A 16,087-nucleotide genomic window follows, 5' to 3' on the forward strand; every position below is an offset into this window, starting at 1 on the left:
GACTTGCCGGCCTTCAGCATCGCGTCCCAGCTCTGCGGGGTCTCGACCCCGGCCTGGGAGAGGGCATCCGGGCTGTACCAGACGGTCGACTTGTTGGAGGCCTTGAAGTACAGGCCGTAGTACTTGCCGTCGATGGTGCCGTAGTCCTGCCACACCGGTGCGAAGTTGCTCTTGGCCTCGGCCTTGGTCTTGGTGGACAGCGGCTGCAGCCAGCCCTTGTCGGCGAACTGCTTGAGCACACCGGGCTGCGGCACCATCACCACATCGGGTGCGTTGCCGCCCTCGATCTTGCTGCCGACGACGGTGGAGACGTTGTCGCCGGTCGAGATGAACTTGGTGGTGGCGCCGGTCTTCTCGGAGAACGCGTCCAGCACCTTCTTGAAGTTCTTCTGCTCGACGCCGGTCCACACTCCGGCGACCGTGACCGTTTGCCCCTTCAGTTCCTGCGAGCCGGCGCTCGCGGTGCCGTCGTCGGATCCGCAGGCGGTCGCGGTGAGGGCGAGACCGAGCGTCACAGCGGTGGTGGCCGTCGCTGTCCGGCGTCTGATGTGGGTGCGGCTCATGGTGTGTTTCCCTTCGGGGAGTTGGCGGAGTGGATGGGCAGATCGCTGATCCACCAGGCGGCGGTGGATCCGGGGAGGACGCCCGGCGGGCAGTCCCGGCTGGCGAGGAGCGGGGTCCCGGCGACCGGTGCCGGTGCCGGGTCGAGGCCGAAGTTGACAGCACAGACCAGACCGTCGCCGCGTACGAACGCCAGGATCTGGGGCGGGGTCTCCAGCCAGCGCAGGTGTCCCTCGCCCAACTGCGGCAGATTGCGACGCAGTTGCAGTCCGTCGCGGTAGAGGTGCCAGAACGAGCGGGTGTCGGCCAGCGCCCGCTCGGTGGCGTGCTCGGCGAACCACTCGGGCTGCGGCAGCCACGGCCGGGCCGTGCTGTCGGCGGAGGTGAAGCCGAACGGAGAGGCGTGCCCGGACCAGGGCAGCGGCACCCGGCAGCCGTCCCGGACGCGCTTGCGGCTGCCGGTCCTGCGGAAGATGGGGTCGGTGAGTACCTCGTCGGGCAGGTCGACCACCTCGGGCAGGCCCAGCTCCTCACCCTGGTAGATGTATGCGGCACCGGGCAGCGCCAGCATCAGCAGCGCCGCGGCCCGGGCACGGGCGGGCCCCACGGTGGTGCTCTCCCCGGCGTACCGGGTGACCGTCCTGACCTGGTCGTGGTTGTTGAGCACCCAGGTGACGGTGGAGCCGGTGCCTGCGATGTCGGTGAGTGCCTCGGAGATGGTCTTCCGGAACGTGTCCACGTCCCACTCGGCGCTCAGCAGGTCGAAGAAGAACGCCTGGTGCAGTTCGTCGGCGCGTACGTACTCGGCGTGCTCGCGGGCGGTGGGCACGGACACCTCGCCGACCAGCAGCCGTTCGATCCCGTCGCGTGCGGCGTACTCGTCGCACACCGCCCGCCAGTCGCGCCACACCTGGTGCACCTCGGGCTGGTTCCAGGCCAGCGGGTTGACCGAGTCCCGGGCACGCTCGTCGGCCTCGGGGTCGGGGGAGTCGGGGAGTGCGGGGTGTTTGAACAGGCCGGCGGCGACATCGATGCGGAAGCCGTCGACGCCTCGGTCGAGCCAGAAGCGCAGCACGTCGATGAAGTCCCGGCCGACTTCCGGGGCGCGCCAGTTGAGGTCGGGCTGGTCGGGGGTGAACAGGTGCAGATACCACTGGCCGGGCCTGCCGTCCGGCTCGGTGACCCGCGACCAGGCGGGGCCGCCGAACATGGCCCGCCAGTTGTTGGGCGGCAGTTCGCCGTCCGGCCCGCGCCCGTCGGCGAAGTGGAAACGGGAGCGGGCCGGACCGCCGGGCCGGTCCGCCAGCGCGGCGCGGAACCACGGGTGCTGGCTGGAGCAGTGGTTCGGGACGATGTCGATGACGACCTTCACGCCGAGCCGGTGGGCGTCGGCCACCAGGCGGTCGAACTCCTGCAGGTCGCCGAAGAGCGGGTCCACGTCGCAGTAGTCGGCGACGTCGTAGCCGTGGTCGTGGTGCGGCGAGGGGTAGAAGGGGCTGAGCCAGATCCCGTCCACGCCCAGCTTCTTGAGGTACGGGAGTCCGGCGCGGACCCCGGCCAGATCGCCGACGCCGTCCCCGGTGCTGTCGAGGAAGCTGCGGACGTAGACCTGGTAGATCACCGCATCGCGCCACCAACGCTGGGTGGTGGTGGCCATGGCTATGTGCATGCGTGGTGCCTGTTCTCGTCGATCGCTCGTTATGCATGCATGTTATGTAGAGGTGACGAACAAGTGTCAATGCGTTTGCGCGAGATGACACCGCAGTACCGGGCCTTTGTCCGGGTTTGCCATGGATTACTGAAGCAATGCGCTACTTAACAAGTAAGTAGCCTGGCAGGGAATGGCGTGACCGCCGGCGCGCGCGGGCTCAGCCGCGGCGGACGATCGCCTCGAGCTCCCGTGCCAGCCGAGCCACCGCCTGCTCGGGTGTCACCCGCTGCGCCAGCGCGTCGTACACGACGGCCTGTACGGCGAGATTCACCTGCTCGTACCGGGGGCTCTTGGGTCGTGGCTGGGCCGCGAGCACGCTCTCCCGGAGCGTCGGCAGATACGGATACCGGCGTACCATCGCCGGATCGGTGTAGATATCAGCCCGCACCGGCGGCAGTGCCCCCTCGGTGAGCACTCGGCGCTGCACCCGTTCGCTGGTCAGATAGGCGAGCAGGTCAGCGGCCGACTCCTTGTGCCTGGACCGCGCGTTGACGGCGAGGTTGGAGCCGCCCAGCACGCCGGCCGCCGGTCCGTCGGGCCCGGGCAGCGGCACCACTCCGAACTTCCCCGCGACCTTCGAGTCGCTTCCGCTCGCCGTCCCGTGCACGTACGGCCAGTTGCGCAGGAACAGCAGCTTCCCGTCCTGGAAGGCCCGGCGGGATTCCTCTTCCTTGTAGGTGAGCGCTTCCTTCGGGATCCAGCCCTCCCGCACCCCCCGGGCCAGAAACCCGATGCCCACCCGGGCGGCGCGCGAGTCCACAGTGACCCGCGCCCCCTCGTCCGCGAGGAAGGTGCCGCCCGCCGACTGCACGGCCTCCACCGCGTTGACCGTCAGCCCCTCGTACGGAAGGAACTGCCCCGCGTAGCCGTCCAGCCCGTACTTCGGGGCGACCGTCTTCGCGAGCCGCTCCAGTTCGGCCCAGGTGCGCGGCGGCGCCTCGCCCTCCCGGTCCAGTATGTCCTTGCGGTAGTAGAGCAGGCCCGCGTTGGTGACGTACGGCAGCGCGTGCAGCCGACCGCCGAAGGTGGCGGTGTCCACCACGGGCGACAGGAAACGTTTGATGGGGAAGCGGTCGGAGTCGAGCGGGGCTGTCCAGCCCGCAGCGGCGAACTCGGAGGTCCAGGCGACGTCGATGTTGAGCACGTCGTAGCGGTCGCTGCCGGACCGCAGACTGGTCGCCAGTTGCGCACGGACCTCGTCCGCGGCCTCCGGCAGCTCGACCAAGGTGACCTTCTCGGCCGGGCGTTCGCGGTTCCAGTCGTTCAGTACCCCGCGCAGATAGCCGGTCAGATCACCGCCCGTCACCAGGGTCAGCGGTCCGCGGCCCTCCCCGGAGCCGGCCCGGGGGGTGCCGACCGCCGGGTCGCCGGCCCGGGCGCCCGCGCCCGTATAGCCCACGAGGATCAGCGCCGCAGCCAGGAGCCCCCTACCCGCGGCCCGCGTCCACCGCATAGGTTCCTCCCAGGCACACCAGCGCCAGCTTGCCCTCGCCGGCGTCCGGGCCCCTGTATACCTGTTAGGCATGCGCGATACTAGATCTTGCGGACATGTACGGGGGCGATCCGGCTCACAATCAGAGGGCGGACGGCTAACGAGAAGGTAACGGCGAGCAGGGAGGAGGGCGAGCGTGCGTCTGCCCCTACTGGCGCTGCTCGCCGGGGGCCCGGCCCACGGATACGAACTCAAGCAGGCTCTTGAGAAGCTCCTGGGCGCCGCGTACCCTCAGCCCAACATCGGGCAGGTCTACGTCACCCTCGGCAGGCTCGAAAAGGCCGGACTCATCGAAGGCGAGGACATCGCTCAGTCGAGTCGGCCGAACAAGCGCACCTACCAGCTCACGGACGCGGGTCGGGAAGCGGTGGCCGCGTGGTTCGACGAACCGACAGATGAGCCCCGGGTGCGGGACGAGTTCTTCATGAAGCTCGCCGTCGCCCCCGACACCGGGATGGCCGACCAGGTCGCCCTCATCAACAAGCAGCGTCGTCACTACCTCAACGCCATGCGCGACCTGTCCAGGCTGGCCGCGGCCGAGGACCGGGACAACCGGGTCGCACAGTTGCTCATCGAGGGAGCAATGCTGCACCTCCAGGCGGATCTCGACTGGCTCGAGCGCTGCCAGGAGGAGCTGGAAAAGCTGGAGGAGCTGGAATGAGCCGCGAGGTACGTGAGGTGCGTGCCGCCGACGGCGGCGGGGGCATATCAGCCGATGCCGCCGACCCCGTTGTCCTGGCCGAGGCCCTGGTCAAGATGCACCGCACCGAGGCCGGTACCCCCGTCAAAGCCGTACGAGGGGTGGATCTGCGCATCGAGCGCGGCGAGTTCGTCGCGATCACCGGCCCGTCCGGGGCCGGTAAATCCACCCTGCTGCATCTGCTGGGCGGGCTGCACCCGCCGGACAGCGGGCGCATCTGGCTGGAAGGCGAGCGGGTCGACACCTACAGCGAGGCACGCTGGGCCGTACTGCGCCGCCGCCGCATCGGCATCGTCTTCCAGTTCTTCAACCTCATCTCCCACCTGACCGTGGCCGACAACGTCGAGTTGCCCGCACTGCTCGCGGGGAGCACCCCGCGCCAGGCCCGCGCCAGACGCGCCGAACTGCTCGCCGACCTCGGCCTGGAGGGCAAGGAGAACAGCACCCCCGGTGAACTCTCGGGCGGTGAGCAGCAGCGCGTCGCGCTGGCCCGCGCGCTGGTCAACCGCTCCAGCCTGCTGCTGGCCGACGAACCCGCCGGCAGCCTGGACAGCAAGGGCACACGCGAGGTGCTCAAGCTGCTGTCCCGCTACCACGAGCGCGGCCAGACCATTGTGCTGGTCACCCACGACGCCCGGGTGGCCAGCGCAGCGGACCGGGTGATCAGCCTGTTCGACGGCCGGATCGTCGACGACGCGGCACTCGGCGGCGGAACCTCGCCGCGCCGGCGTGCGGGTGGCGTGTCCGGCACGCTCGAGTTGAAGGGTTGACGTAGTGCGGGCCATGGCGCGCTGGGTGCGGGCCGATCTGCGGGCGCACCGTGGCGAGGCACTGTTCCTGGTCCTCGCCACGGCCGGGATCATCGTCTCGCTGCTGCTGTCAGGTGCTTTCCTCGCGTACGGGGCGAGCCCCTGGCAGCGGGTGTTCACCGAGTCCAACGGCGCCCACGTGTGGATCCAGACCACGGCGAAGGCCGATGCCGGGGCACTGGCCGGACTCGACGGCGTCGAGTCCGCATCCCGTCCGTACCGCACCGCGTCCGCCACCGCGGAACTCGGCGGCACCAGGGCGAAGATCCAACTCCGCGCCGCGGGCCCCGAGCCCCCGAAGGTGGCCCGCCCCCTGATGACCGAGGGCCGGTGGCTGGACAAGGACGACGCGGCAGCCGCTGCCGCTCCCAAGGCAGGGGCCGGCACCGCCGCCTCCGGCGAACACCGGTCGGGAGGGAAGACCGGCTCCGGGCGGACGGCCGCCCGCCCCGCGAAGGCGACCGGCACCGCCCCGTCCGTCCAGAGCCGGGCGGAAGCCGCCGGCAGTGTCGTGCTGGAGAGTTCGCTCGCCCGGGCCCTGTGGGCCGAGCCGGGCGACTTGCTGCACGTCCACGGCTCCGACGGCACCGACCACGCCCTCCGCGTCATCGGCGTCGCCGAAACAGCCGAGGAGAGGTACAGCCCGGGCCGCGCCCCCGGCGTCGGCTGGGTGCTGCCGAACGCTCTGCATCGGGTCGAACGGGAGGCCGATCAGCTCGGGCAGACGATCGGGCTGCGGCTCGACGACCGGGACGACACCGACTTCGCGGTCCAGCGGGCGGTCACCGAACTCGGCGACGACCAGATCGTCACCGTCTCCACCTGGCAGCAGGCGCGCGAGGACGCCGAGGGCGGCGGCCGGCTCCTCGGGCTGCTGCTCGGCCTCTTCGGGCTCAGCGCGCTGCTCGCCGCCTCGCTCGCCGTGGCCGGAGCCATCAGCACCCGCATCCGGGGCCACCTTCGGGACATCGCCATCCTCAAGGCCGTCGGCTTCACCCCGGCCCAGCTCATCCGCACCTTCCTCGTCGAACACGCCGCCCTCGGCCTGCTCGGCGTAGCCTGCGGCGCCCTGCTCACCGAGATACTCGGTCCACGGCTGCCCGGTCGGCTCGGCGAGGCGATGCGGCTGTGGCAGGCGCTCCCGGCCCACGCCTGGGTACCGTTCGCGATCCCGCTCGCCGCACTGCTCCTGATCACCGGCACGACCGCGCTGGCGGCCTGGCGGGTAGGCCGCGTATCGCCGGTACCGGTCGCTCGCCCCGCGACCCCCGCCGTCCGCCGGATGCCCGGCACGGTACGGCGCGCCCTCGGGCTGCGGCTGCCGCCCGCTCTCGTACTCGGCTGGCGGGGGGCCTTCCACTCCCGTGCGCGATCCTGCGCCGCGGTCGCACGGCTGGCCGTGCCCCTGCTGCTGATCACCGTTGTCCTCGGCGCATGGACCACCCTCGACCGTCTGGAGCACCACCCGGAGAAGGTGGGCATCCCCGCCGCGCTCACCGTGCGTGGCGACGGACTCGACGACGCCGCGGTACGGCGGCTGCTCGTCGGTCGGCCGGAGGTGACCGCGGCCTACCCAGGGGCCGAGGCCAAGGCGCTGGTGCCCGGCCAGACGGGCACGATCACGCTCCGCGGCCTCGGTGGGCACCAAGATCCCTACCCCCTCACCATCGCTGACGGACGCGCCCCCTACAGGTCCCACGAGGCGGTCGCCGGACAGGGACTGCTCGATCTGCTGGATGTGCGGGTCGGCGACTGGGTGCGGGTCACGGTCGGCGGCAACCCGCAGGTGCTGCACATAGTCGGGCGCAGCATCGAGCCGGAGGACGACGGCCGGGTGATCTCGACGACGCTCGACACGCTGCGCGAGGGCGGCATCGCCCCGCGCCCCGGCTTCTACCATCTCGTCCTGGACGACGACTCGGACCCCGCTGCCGTCGCCGCCGGGCTCTCCTCGGCGATTGGGGAACGGGCGGACGTACGGGAGATCCCCAATCCGGTACGCGAACTGTCCGCCGTGCACGGAGTACTGGGCGGGCTGGTCACCGTGCTGGCACTGATCGCGCTGGCCGAGCTGTCGACGACGATCGCTGCGGGTGTACGGGACCGCCGCCGGGACCTGCTCGCCCTCAGGGCCATCGGACTGACGCCGCGGCAGATCATGGCGGTGATCGTGGCCGGGACCGGCTTCACCGCCCTGGCCGCCGCCCTCGTCGGAACAGCGGTCGGCACCCTCGTATCGCAGTGGCTGATCGACTTGCAGGGCCGGTCCAGCGGTATCGGCGCCGGGATCGCCCAGCAGCCCCCGCTCGCGGCGCTGCTTCTCCTGGTCGCCGCAGTGGTGGTGGGCGCTATCGCCGTTTCCATGCTCCCGGCCTCGCGCGCCGTACGGCAGCGGCTCGCGGACACACTCGGCGACTCGCTCTGAACCCTGCGGCTTGCGGTGATGATCGGGCGGCCGGGTCCGTGCGGGGCGGGCCGGCCGGCGGCCCCGAAAACATGCCGCCGCACATGGCTCTCCGAGTAGGGCACGCCCGGACACTGCAGGGCGGCACCGTGTGAAACGCCGACGTCTGGAAAGGCCAACCGGCCACGCCGGGAACAGCAGGTCCGGTCGGCGCTGTTGCATCTGCCGAGGCACCGGCGCCGCACGGGCGGGGAACAGGGAGACCACAAGATCGTCCGCCTGCCGGAATCCGGGCCTCGGGATCGCGGTACGCCCGCCGCGCGCTCGGACCAATACGCATCTTGCAGGAGGACGTTTCCATGACTGACCGACCTTTGACGCTCATGGCAGTGCACGCCCACCCGGACGACGAGGCCACCGGAACCGGAGGGGTCCTTGCGCGGTACGCGGCGGAAGGCATCCGCACGGTTCTTGTGACGTGTACCGACGGCGGTTGCGGTGACGGACCCGGGGGTGTCAAGCCGGGCGACCCGGGACACGACCCGGCGGCAGTCGCGTTGATGCGCCGCCAAGAACTCGAGGTCAGCTGTGAAGCCCTGAAGATCAGCGATCTGGAGATGCTCGACTACGCCGACTCCGGGATGATGGGCTGGCCGAGCAACGACGCCCCCGGATCCTTCTGGCAGACGTCCGTGGAGGAAGGCGCCGCTCGACTCGCGGAACTCATGCGGCACTACCGGCCCGATGTGGTCGTCACCTACGACGAGAACGGCTTCTACGGCCACCCTGACCACATCCAGGCCCACCGCATCACGATGGCGGCGCTGGAGATGACCGCGCTGACACCGAAGGTGTACTGGACGACGATGCCCCGTTCGGGGATGCAGCGGTTCGGCGAGATCATGCGCGAGTTCAATGAGGACATGCCGGAGCCGGATCCCGCCGAGACCGCCGCGATGGCCGAGATCGGGCTCCCCGACGACGAGATCACCACCTGGGTGGACACCACCGCATTCAGCGGTCAGAAGTTCGATGCGCTGGCCGCGCACGCCAGTCAGGGCGAGAACATCTTCTTCCTCAAGATGGGCAAGGAGCGGTTCGGCGAGTTGATGGGCATGGAGACGTTCGTCCGTGTCAAGGACGCCACGGGCGCGGCCGTACCTGAGAACGATCTCTTCGCCGGCCTGCGCTGATCCGCCCGTCCCGACCGGACCCTGGGAAGCTCCCCGTCCGAACCGGAACCGCGCAATCAGGCGCGTCACATACCCGGAAGTCTCCCCGCAAGTTCCGCTTGGGCGGCCACGACCAGATCTACGCCGGCGACGTCGCCCTGTGCCCGCGCACGCCCAGCGCCCAGCGCCCTGAAGTTCTGGCGCCAGGCGCAGCTGCTGCGGCTGCGAACGGTCCTCGTCCGGTTCGACCGTGTGAGGACCAGGGCGGCGGAGCCGACACGGTCCGTCGGGAACGGGGTGTTGCCCGGGGTTGAAAATGCCGACGAGGGCGGCGTTCACAATGCCGACGGACTCTGACGGCGACGCCCCGCCGGTGGGCGGTTCCGGCGGGGCGGTCGTCGGCAAGGTGTCGGTTGCCTCGCAGGTGCCGGTTGTGTTGGGATTCCTCGAAGATGTCCGGCCGTGGGCGATTACCGTTGAGCGGTGGTGCTCGCCCCGTCGAGTGCTTCCCGGATGATGTCCGCGTGTCCGGCGTGCTGGGCTGTCTCCCTGATCAGGTGCAGCAGGATCCGGCGTGCAGACCAGTGGACGGTTTCGGGCGGGGACCACGGAGTCTTGGGGAGGGGCACGCTCCAGTCGAGGTCGGGCAGGGCAGCCACGGCTTCCTCAGTCCTGTGAGCGGCGGCGGTGTACCGCTCGAGCAGCCCGGCGAGGCTCTCGCCTTCGGCCATGCGGTATTGCTCCAGGTCGAGCATGCCCTCCGGCAGTTCTCCGTCCCCCTTGACCATGATCTGCGTCCACACCTGCTCACCCCGGGCGAGGTGCTTGACGATCCCGCCCAGGGTGAGCCCGCTCACGGTCGTGCGCTTGGCGGCCTGGGCGTCGGTGATATCGCGCGCGGTGATCAGCAGTAAGGCCCTCTGCTCCGCGAGTGCGTGCAGCAGCTCACCGCGCTCGCCTGGAAGAAACGGGGCTGGGCTTTGCGACGAAGTGGTCATGGACCGACTGTAGGAAGCGTTTAGGCCAGTCCTTGTCCTCAGGCCCATTCCCGCCAGGCTGAGCAGGTGGCTCAGTCGCCGATCACCTCGCTCACGGATGCGTGGGCGGCGGCCTCGTCGACGAGGTTCTTGCCGGCGGCGAACGCGGCGACCAGGGCCTGCAGGGCGAGGTTGTTGACTGCCCGTGGGTAGCCGCGCGAGGTGATGTGGACCAGGGCGAGGGCGTCCTCGGTGAACAGCTGGTCCGGGCAGCCCGCGATCTTCAGATGGTGGGCGACGTAGCTGGTCGTCCCGTTCGAGGTCATGCCCGGCATTGTGTAGCGCAGAGCGGTCCGCTGCTCCAGCGCGGCCAGGACGGCGAGTTTCATCGTGCGTCTGAGGCTGGGCTGTCCGACGAGCAGGCAGGACAGCGGGGAGCCCTGGTCCATGCCCTGATTTGGTGAGCATGCGGACGGTTTCGAGCTGTTTCCCCGACCAGTGGGTTGGGGACGGTGTGTTGGGAAAGGTCGATGGCGTCCAGGCAGGTGCGGACGGAGACGATCTTGCCAGCGCCCGACCTCGCCGGTGACCATGCCGATGGAGCGTTCAGCGATGCACCAGGAGATGCGGGTGACGGCCTGGTTGTGGGAGTCGTGCCGGTGGAGCATGCCCGGCGTGAGGTTGCGGCCGAAGGGCATGCGCTCGAACCCGTAGTGGGCCTGCAGTTTCTCAAGTCGGTAGCGCTTCCGGCGTACCCGGAAGCGCCACCTGCCGAACACCCCGGCGCGTGCGGTCACGAAGGCAATTCAACTCGCCTCGGTGCCACCTCTACTGAGCGGGCTGAGGCCGTACGCGCGAGCCGAGAAGGGTAACCACCACGCCGATCAGACCCATGGCTTCCGGGCTGAGGTACGGCGAGCCAACCACCACCACGACAACCACGATCACGATCCACGCCTCAGGTGCGTGATCGGCGAGCGGGTGTCGACGCCGAGCTTTCCTCTGCCGCACCTCCGCGCGCTTGCTTCGCCATGACCTCATGAGCACTCCCCTTACTCGTCGTGACCGGACTCGCCGAGAGCAGTTCCGCACTCGACGTTTCAAACGATGAAGAGAGATATACCGCCAATCAAATACGAAACGTGCTAATCACCCTTGTGTCGAAGCGCGGAGGCCGGGCGCTGAACCGTCGAGCCTTCCGGGCAACTTGAGACTTCACCCCTGGTAGGCGCATGAGCCGCGAGATGCCGACCGGATGCCCATACCCGGCATTTTCTGAGAAGTCAGGATTCTGAAAGCTTTGAAAAATCCCAGGACACCACCCATGGCAATGCAGAGAGGTGGGCAGCTGCGACTGTCCGCGACCGCCAACATCAGGCAGCAGCGGTGCTATCCGCTCTCACGCCGCATCCGTCAGCCCACCACAAGGTCAATTATCGGACCGTACCTAGTGATTTGAGGCAGAAGCTGAAAAACTCGGCAAAGTCATCTCGGACGAGGTCTTCCAGTGTGGCTGGGAGGGGAGCCCACACTTGGTGCGCCCTCTAACTCCCCGTCCTCGCGATGCCCCGCGAATAGTGCTCCTTGAACACCTCCAGGTGTGCCCACGTGGTCAGGCCGCGCACCTCGTCGAGCGCCTTGATCTGCTCCGTGACGCGGTGCAGGCGTGTGGTCGAGTCGGCGCCGAGGGTGAACACCAGGTCGAAACGGCCCACGGTGCGGGCGACGAACTCGACGCCGGGCAGCGCGGCGAGGAACCCGGTGACACGCTCGTCGTTCCCGCCGAGGTTCAACCCCGCGCCGAGCGCCGGCCTGCCGCTGCCCGTGCCGCGCCGCACCACGGCTGCGATGTGCAGGGCGCGACTGCCGACGAGGCGGCTGACCCGGGCGCGGGCCGCGCTCGGTGACATGCCGACGCGGCGGGCCAGCTCGACGAACGACATGCGACCGTCGCGCTCGAGCAGCTCGATCAGCCGCAGATCGGTGTCGTTGACGTGCACGTCGCTGCGGAGCGGACCCTGCGGCATGAACACCGACGTGACGACGTCGGTGTACAGGAGCGTGTTCACCGCCCGCACCCGGCGCTGCGCACGGAGGTGGGCGAGGGCGTCGTACAGCTCGCGGTCGCTCGAGACCCTCAGCTCCGCGACGAGGTCGTAGGCCCCGCTGACCGCGGAGACGAAGACCGACGCTTCCGTCGCGCACAGGGCGGTGACCACGTCGTCGGCGGGCCCCGACACGGCGACGGAGACGTGCGCGAGCGAGGTGAGCCCGAGGAGCTGGGGATGTGCCACGGCCACGATCTCCACGGCGCCCGTGTCGAGCAGCGCCTGCACCCGGTTCGAGACCGCCGCCCTCGGCGCGCCCACCCGGGCGGCCAGGTCGCTGTAGCTCGCCCTGCCGTCCTGTTGGAGCGCGGCGATGAGCCTTGCGTCCAGATCCTCACTCATGAGCGTCCGAGACCCAATCTTTACAGAGTGATTCCGTGCTTCCGAAGGAACAAGTCTGCGGTCCACGCGAGCTGTGGAAGCTGATCAGCCGCAGATCAGAGTACAAGGACGACAGAAACGCGGTAGCACGTCAGTGAAGCAGCGCACATGGCATTGCTGCGGAGGATGGGCGGACCTACGGTGCCGATCACCGACACACCACCGACACCCCGCACGAGGAACCACATGCGCGCACTGCGCCACCAGGAGATGTCAGTCCTGGACGCGACCACCACCTTGTTCACCGGCGCCGCTCTGCGGACAGTGGACCCGCACACCGACGGCGCCGAGGCGTTCCTCGTACACGGCAACCGGTTCGGCGCCGTCGGCACGGTCGAGGAGTGCCGCGCCGCAGCGGCGCGGCTCGGCCGCACGGCCGAGGAAGTGGACCTCGGCGGCACCGTTGTGGTGCCCGGCTTCGTCGACCCGCACGCCCACCCTCTGATGTACGGCCAGATGATGAGCTGGGTCGACTGCGGTCCCGACAAGGCGGCCGACATCCCCGGAATCGTCGCCCTGCTGCGCGCGGCGGCCGACGCCCTGCCGCCCGGGCGGCCGGTGCGGGGTTACGGCTACGAGCACCGCAACCTTGCCGAGCGCCGCCATCCCACCAAGGAGGAGCTCGACCAGGTCAGCACCGACCGCGACGTGTACCTGATGAACGCCAGCGGCCATGGCGGAGTCGTCAACAGCGCCACGCTGGCCCGGCACGGCGTCACCCGTGACACACCGGACCCGGAGGGCGGCACATTTTTCCGTGACGCCGAGGGGGAACTGACCGGCGAGGTCTCCGATGCCGCCTGCAACATCCTCACCGGCGTCGGCGGCGTCAAGATCGGCCGCCACGGGCCGAACTTCCACCTCGGGGACGAGCCCGAGGAACACCTGCGGCAACTGCGCGCCGCCCAGGAGCGGTTCCTCGCCGGCGGTGTGACGACGATCGGCGACTGCCAGGTGACCCGCCGCGAGTTCGACACCTACCTGCGGCTGGCCGACGGCGGCGAACTGCGCACCCGCGTCGGCATGTATCTGCTGAGCCATCTGCTGGACCACGTGATCGACACGGGTATGCACGGCGCGTTCGGCAACGCCCGGCTCTCCTTCACGGGCATCAAGTTCTACGCCGACGGCACCCTGGGCGGCTGGACGGCCTACTTCCCCGACGGCTACGTCGGCGACCCCTGCCGCACCGGGCAGCTCTACCACGAGCCGGAGGCGTACCGGGAACTGATCGCCAGGGCCCACGCCGTAGGGCTCCAGACAGCCACCCACGCCCAGTCGCCCGACGCGATAGAGATGGTGCTCGACGCCGTCGAGGCCGCACAGGAGCGCCACCCCCGACCCGATGCCCGGCACCGGATCGAGCACTGCGGGCTGCCGACCCCCGAGCAGATCAAGCGCATGCACCAGCTGGGCATCCACCCGGTCAATCAGACCCAGCACTACTACAACTGGGGCGAAGGCGTCACCGAGGCGATCGGCACCCCGGGGGAGCGGTTCAACCCGCTCGGCGAGTTCCTGGAGGCCCAGGTGCCCGTGACGCTCAGTTCGGACGCGCCGGTCGCCGAGCCGAAACCGCTGGAGGCCATCCAGGCGGCCGTCACCCGCGTCACCCGGCGCGGGCACCGGCTGGGCGACACCTCCCTGCGCATCCCGGCGGCCGAGGCGCTCGCCGCGCACACGCTCGGCGGTGCCCGCACCCTGGGCCGCGAGCACGAACTCGGCAGCATCACCCCCGGCAAGCTGGCCGACTTCACCGTCCTGGGCGCCGACCCGCTCGCCGTCGACCCCGGGTCCATCGCCGCGATCGACGTCCTCCACACGTGGGTCGACGGCGCCCTCGAGCACTCCACCACAGCCACATCGACCGAGGGGCAGCCGTGACCGATCACGCTCAATCCCGCAAGGCACGCAAGGCGGGCATCGCCGCGTTCGTCGGCACCACCATCGAGTGGTACGACTTCTACGTCTACGCCACCGCCGCGTCCCTCGTCTTCGGCAGCATCTTCTTCCCCGAGGGGACCGACCGGCTCACCGGCATCGCCGCGGCCTTCGCCACATACGCGGTCGGGTTCTTCGCGCGGCCGCTCGGTGGCATCGTCTTCGGCCACATCGGCGACCGGTTCGGCCGGCGCAGCGCCCTCGTGATCACCCTGACCATGATGGGCGCCGCGACGTTCCTCGTCGGCCTGCTGCCCACATACGCCGACGTGGGCATACTCGCCCCGATCCTGCTCGTCCTGCTCCGCTTCGTGCAGGGCATCGCGGTCGGCGGTGAGTGGGGCGGCGCCGTCCTGATGGCCGTGGAGCACGCCCCCGAGGGGAAGAAGACCTTCTACGGCGGCTTCGCCCAGCTCGGCAATCCGGCCGGGGCCCTGCTGTCCACCGGCCTGTTCGGCCTGCTGTCCACCTTGGGCGACAACGCCCTCAAGGAGTGGGCGTGGCGCGTGCCGTTCCTGCTGTCGGCGGTGCTCATCGTCATCGGCGTCCTCATCCGGCTCAAGGTCGAGGAGTCGCCGGTGTTCGAGGCGGAGCCCGAACCGGACGAGGGCCTGCCGCTCACGTACGCCCTGAAGACGAACTGGAAGCCGATCCTGCTGGGCATCGGCACGCTCCCGATCGCGGTGGGCGGCTACTACCTGGTGACCACATTCATCACCGCGTACGCCACCGACCCCTCCGTAGGGCTCTCCGAAACGGTGGTGCTCAACGCGCTCAGCGTCGCGGCCGTCGTCGAACTCGTCGCCACGCTGGGCGTCGCGTGGCTGGGCGACAAGGTTGGGCGCATCCGGGTCGTGATCTGGGGCCTCGCCGCGGTGGCCGTCCTGGCCACCCCTCAGTTCCTCGTGGTCTCCTCGGACTCCACCGCGCTGATCTTCCTGGTCTTCGCCGCGATGCGGCTGGTCATGGCAGCGACCTACGGACCCGTGGCCACGGTGCTGGCCCAGATGTTCCGGCCCCAGGCGCGCTACACCAGCATCTCGCTGACGTACCAGGTGGCGGGCGCGCTGTTCGGCGGGCTCTCACCCGTTGCCTCGACGCTGATGTTCCAGGCGACCGACAGCATCGTGCCGGTCATCGTGCTCCTCGTCGCCATGTGCGCGCTGAGCATCGCGTGCCTGCTGAAGGCACCGCAGCACACCGACGATGCCACGACAGCGGACAGCCCGGCGCCGACCGCACCGGCCGGCACGGCGACCTAGGTTTGGCTGGCAAACGATCTTGGGTGGATTCGCGGAGCCGGAGGATGAGTGAGGGGGCTGAGTCTTCCAAGCCGCGGGTGCCGCGACAGGTGTGGTGACGGCGCGGGAGAACCGGCGGAAGGCTGACAAGAACCCGGCCGGGCGGTGGGGGCCGGCCGAGGACGCCTCCCATGCCTATCTGGTCGATCGGGTCGCCACGAAGACCCGCCGGCTGCTCATCGCGAGGGTGTCAGCCGTCGGGCCGGCCTCGCCCGTGCCGGCGAGCGCGTGAGCGCTGAGCCATCAAAGCAGGACGCGACGGGGGTGCAGAGCCGTTTCGCATGCGCTGCTTTGTTTCCTTGCGCCCCTGCCGACGAGCGGCAGCCGACTCCGTGGCAGACCGCTGAGCCGGTGGCGGCCCGGAGCCGGCTCCAACGGCTCCGGACCGTCGGACAGGTTCCGCGGGCGCGCCTCCCAGGGCCTGGACCGCGAGACCGATCGCAGCGGTCAGACGCTCGAGGCCAGGGTCCCAGGGGCGCTCGTCCCCGAACTCCGTAGGCCGAGAACTGTGGCCAATCTCAGCTCAGGGG

General features: G+C 69.8%; 12 protein-coding genes. 6 read left to right on the forward strand and 6 right to left on the reverse strand.

The window, feature by feature from the left end; translation table 11 throughout:
- The 3 genes from KBY19_RS10640 to KBY19_RS10650 all read right to left on the reverse strand — a co-directional run.
- Positions 1-563 (reverse strand): ABC transporter substrate-binding protein (locus KBY19_RS10640; RefSeq protein ID WP_210965651.1); only part of this gene is annotated, 563 nt, incomplete at its 3' end.
- Positions 560-2,218 (reverse strand): alpha-amylase family glycosyl hydrolase, encoded by a 1,659-nt coding sequence (locus tag KBY19_RS10645; RefSeq protein WP_247690843.1) that lies wholly within the window; start codon positions 2,216-2,218, stop codon positions 560-562. The genes KBY19_RS10640 and KBY19_RS10645, both read right to left, overlap by 4 nt.
- A gap of 211 nt (positions 2,219-2,429) precedes the next feature.
- The gene (locus KBY19_RS10650) at positions 2,430-3,725 is read right to left on the reverse strand and encodes an ABC transporter substrate-binding protein (protein WP_099877039.1); all 1,296 of its coding nucleotides are present in this window, start codon (positions 3,723-3,725) and stop codon (positions 2,430-2,432) included.
- Positions 3,726-3,900: 175 nt separating this feature from the next.
- On the opposite strand from KBY19_RS10650, the gene KBY19_RS10655 reads away from it, so the two are divergent.
- From KBY19_RS10655 to KBY19_RS10670, 4 genes are all read left to right on the forward strand, one after another.
- Positions 3,901-4,425 carry a PadR family transcriptional regulator gene (locus KBY19_RS10655; protein ID WP_099877036.1) on the forward strand — a complete coding sequence of 175 codons (525 nt, stop codon included), beginning with the start codon at positions 3,901-3,903 and terminating at the stop codon, positions 4,423-4,425.
- Complete coding sequence (locus KBY19_RS10660) at positions 4,422-5,234, forward strand: ABC transporter ATP-binding protein (RefSeq protein ID WP_099877033.1); 813 nt, start codon at positions 4,422-4,424, stop codon at positions 5,232-5,234. Before KBY19_RS10655 ends, KBY19_RS10660 begins: the two co-directional genes overlap by 4 nt.
- A 13-nt stretch (positions 5,235-5,247) precedes the next feature.
- Positions 5,248-7,698: an FtsX-like permease family protein gene (locus KBY19_RS10665; RefSeq protein ID WP_210965652.1), complete on the forward strand. Its 2,451-nt coding sequence runs from the start codon at positions 5,248-5,250 to the stop codon at positions 7,696-7,698.
- A 338-nt stretch (positions 7,699-8,036) separates the two neighbouring features.
- The gene (locus KBY19_RS10670; protein ID WP_185015945.1) at positions 8,037-8,870 is read left to right on the forward strand and encodes a PIG-L family deacetylase; all 834 of its coding nucleotides are present in this window, start codon (positions 8,037-8,039) and stop codon (positions 8,868-8,870) included.
- A 449-nt stretch (positions 8,871-9,319) separates the two neighbouring features.
- Here KBY19_RS10670 and KBY19_RS10675 read toward each other — a convergent pair whose 3' ends face one another.
- The 3 genes from KBY19_RS10675 to KBY19_RS10685 form a co-directional block, all read right to left on the reverse strand.
- A complete protein-coding gene (locus tag KBY19_RS10675) occupies positions 9,320-9,847 on the reverse strand; it encodes a DinB family protein (protein WP_185015944.1) in 528 nt (175 codons plus the stop codon).
- A 71-nt stretch (positions 9,848-9,918) separates the two neighbouring features.
- Positions 9,919-10,275, reverse strand: a complete 357-nt coding sequence (locus KBY19_RS36365; RefSeq protein ID WP_247690844.1) for a hypothetical protein — start codon at positions 10,273-10,275, stop codon at positions 9,919-9,921.
- 1,095 nt (positions 10,276-11,370) lie between these two features.
- Positions 11,371-12,276, reverse strand: a complete 906-nt coding sequence (locus tag KBY19_RS10685) for an Lrp/AsnC family transcriptional regulator (protein WP_210965653.1) — start codon at positions 12,274-12,276, stop codon at positions 11,371-11,373.
- 225 nt (positions 12,277-12,501) lie between these two features.
- Here KBY19_RS10685 and KBY19_RS10690 point away from each other — a divergent pair, with 225 nt between their 5' ends.
- Both KBY19_RS10690 and KBY19_RS10695 read left to right on the forward strand, forming a co-directional pair.
- Positions 12,502-14,199 (forward strand): amidohydrolase, encoded by a 1,698-nt coding sequence (locus KBY19_RS10690; RefSeq protein WP_210965654.1) that lies wholly within the window; start codon positions 12,502-12,504, stop codon positions 14,197-14,199.
- Positions 14,196-15,518 (forward strand): MFS transporter, encoded by a 1,323-nt coding sequence (locus KBY19_RS10695; RefSeq protein ID WP_210965655.1) that lies wholly within the window; start codon positions 14,196-14,198, stop codon positions 15,516-15,518. The genes KBY19_RS10690 and KBY19_RS10695 overlap by 4 nt, the downstream gene beginning before the upstream one ends.
- Positions 15,519-16,087 lie beyond the last annotated feature (569 nt).

This window comes from Streptomyces sp. B15 (assembly GCF_018070605.1).
Taxonomy (GTDB): Bacteria; Actinomycetota; Actinomycetes; order Streptomycetales; family Streptomycetaceae; genus Streptomyces; species Streptomyces smyrnaeus.

What these genes read in the sequence shown, in the direction of transcription:
- KBY19_RS10645 (WP_247690843.1), bottom strand. Translation starts at nt 2,218, where the DNA reads ATGGCCACCACCACCCAGCGTTGGTGGCGCGATGCGGTGATCTACCAG.
- KBY19_RS10650 (WP_099877039.1), bottom strand. Translation starts at nt 3,725, where the DNA reads ATGCGGTGGACGCGGGCCGCGGGTAGGGGGCTCCTGGCTGCGGCGCTG.
- KBY19_RS10660 (WP_099877033.1), top strand. Translation starts at nt 4,422, where the DNA reads ATGAGCCGCGAGGTACGTGAGGTGCGTGCCGCCGACGGCGGCGGGGGC.
- KBY19_RS10665 (WP_210965652.1), top strand. Translation starts at nt 5,248, where the DNA reads ATGGCGCGCTGGGTGCGGGCCGATCTGCGGGCGCACCGTGGCGAGGCA.
- KBY19_RS10670 (WP_185015945.1), top strand. Translation starts at nt 8,037, where the DNA reads ATGACTGACCGACCTTTGACGCTCATGGCAGTGCACGCCCACCCGGAC.
- KBY19_RS10675 (WP_185015944.1), bottom strand. Translation starts at nt 9,847, where the DNA reads ATGACCACTTCGTCGCAAAGCCCAGCCCCGTTTCTTCCAGGCGAGCGC.
- KBY19_RS36365 (WP_247690844.1), bottom strand. Translation starts at nt 10,275, where the DNA reads ATGGACCAGGGCTCCCCGCTGTCCTGCCTGCTCGTCGGACAGCCCAGC.
- KBY19_RS10685 (WP_210965653.1), bottom strand. Translation starts at nt 12,276, where the DNA reads ATGAGTGAGGATCTGGACGCAAGGCTCATCGCCGCGCTCCAACAGGAC.
- KBY19_RS10690 (WP_210965654.1), top strand. Translation starts at nt 12,502, where the DNA reads ATGCGCGCACTGCGCCACCAGGAGATGTCAGTCCTGGACGCGACCACC.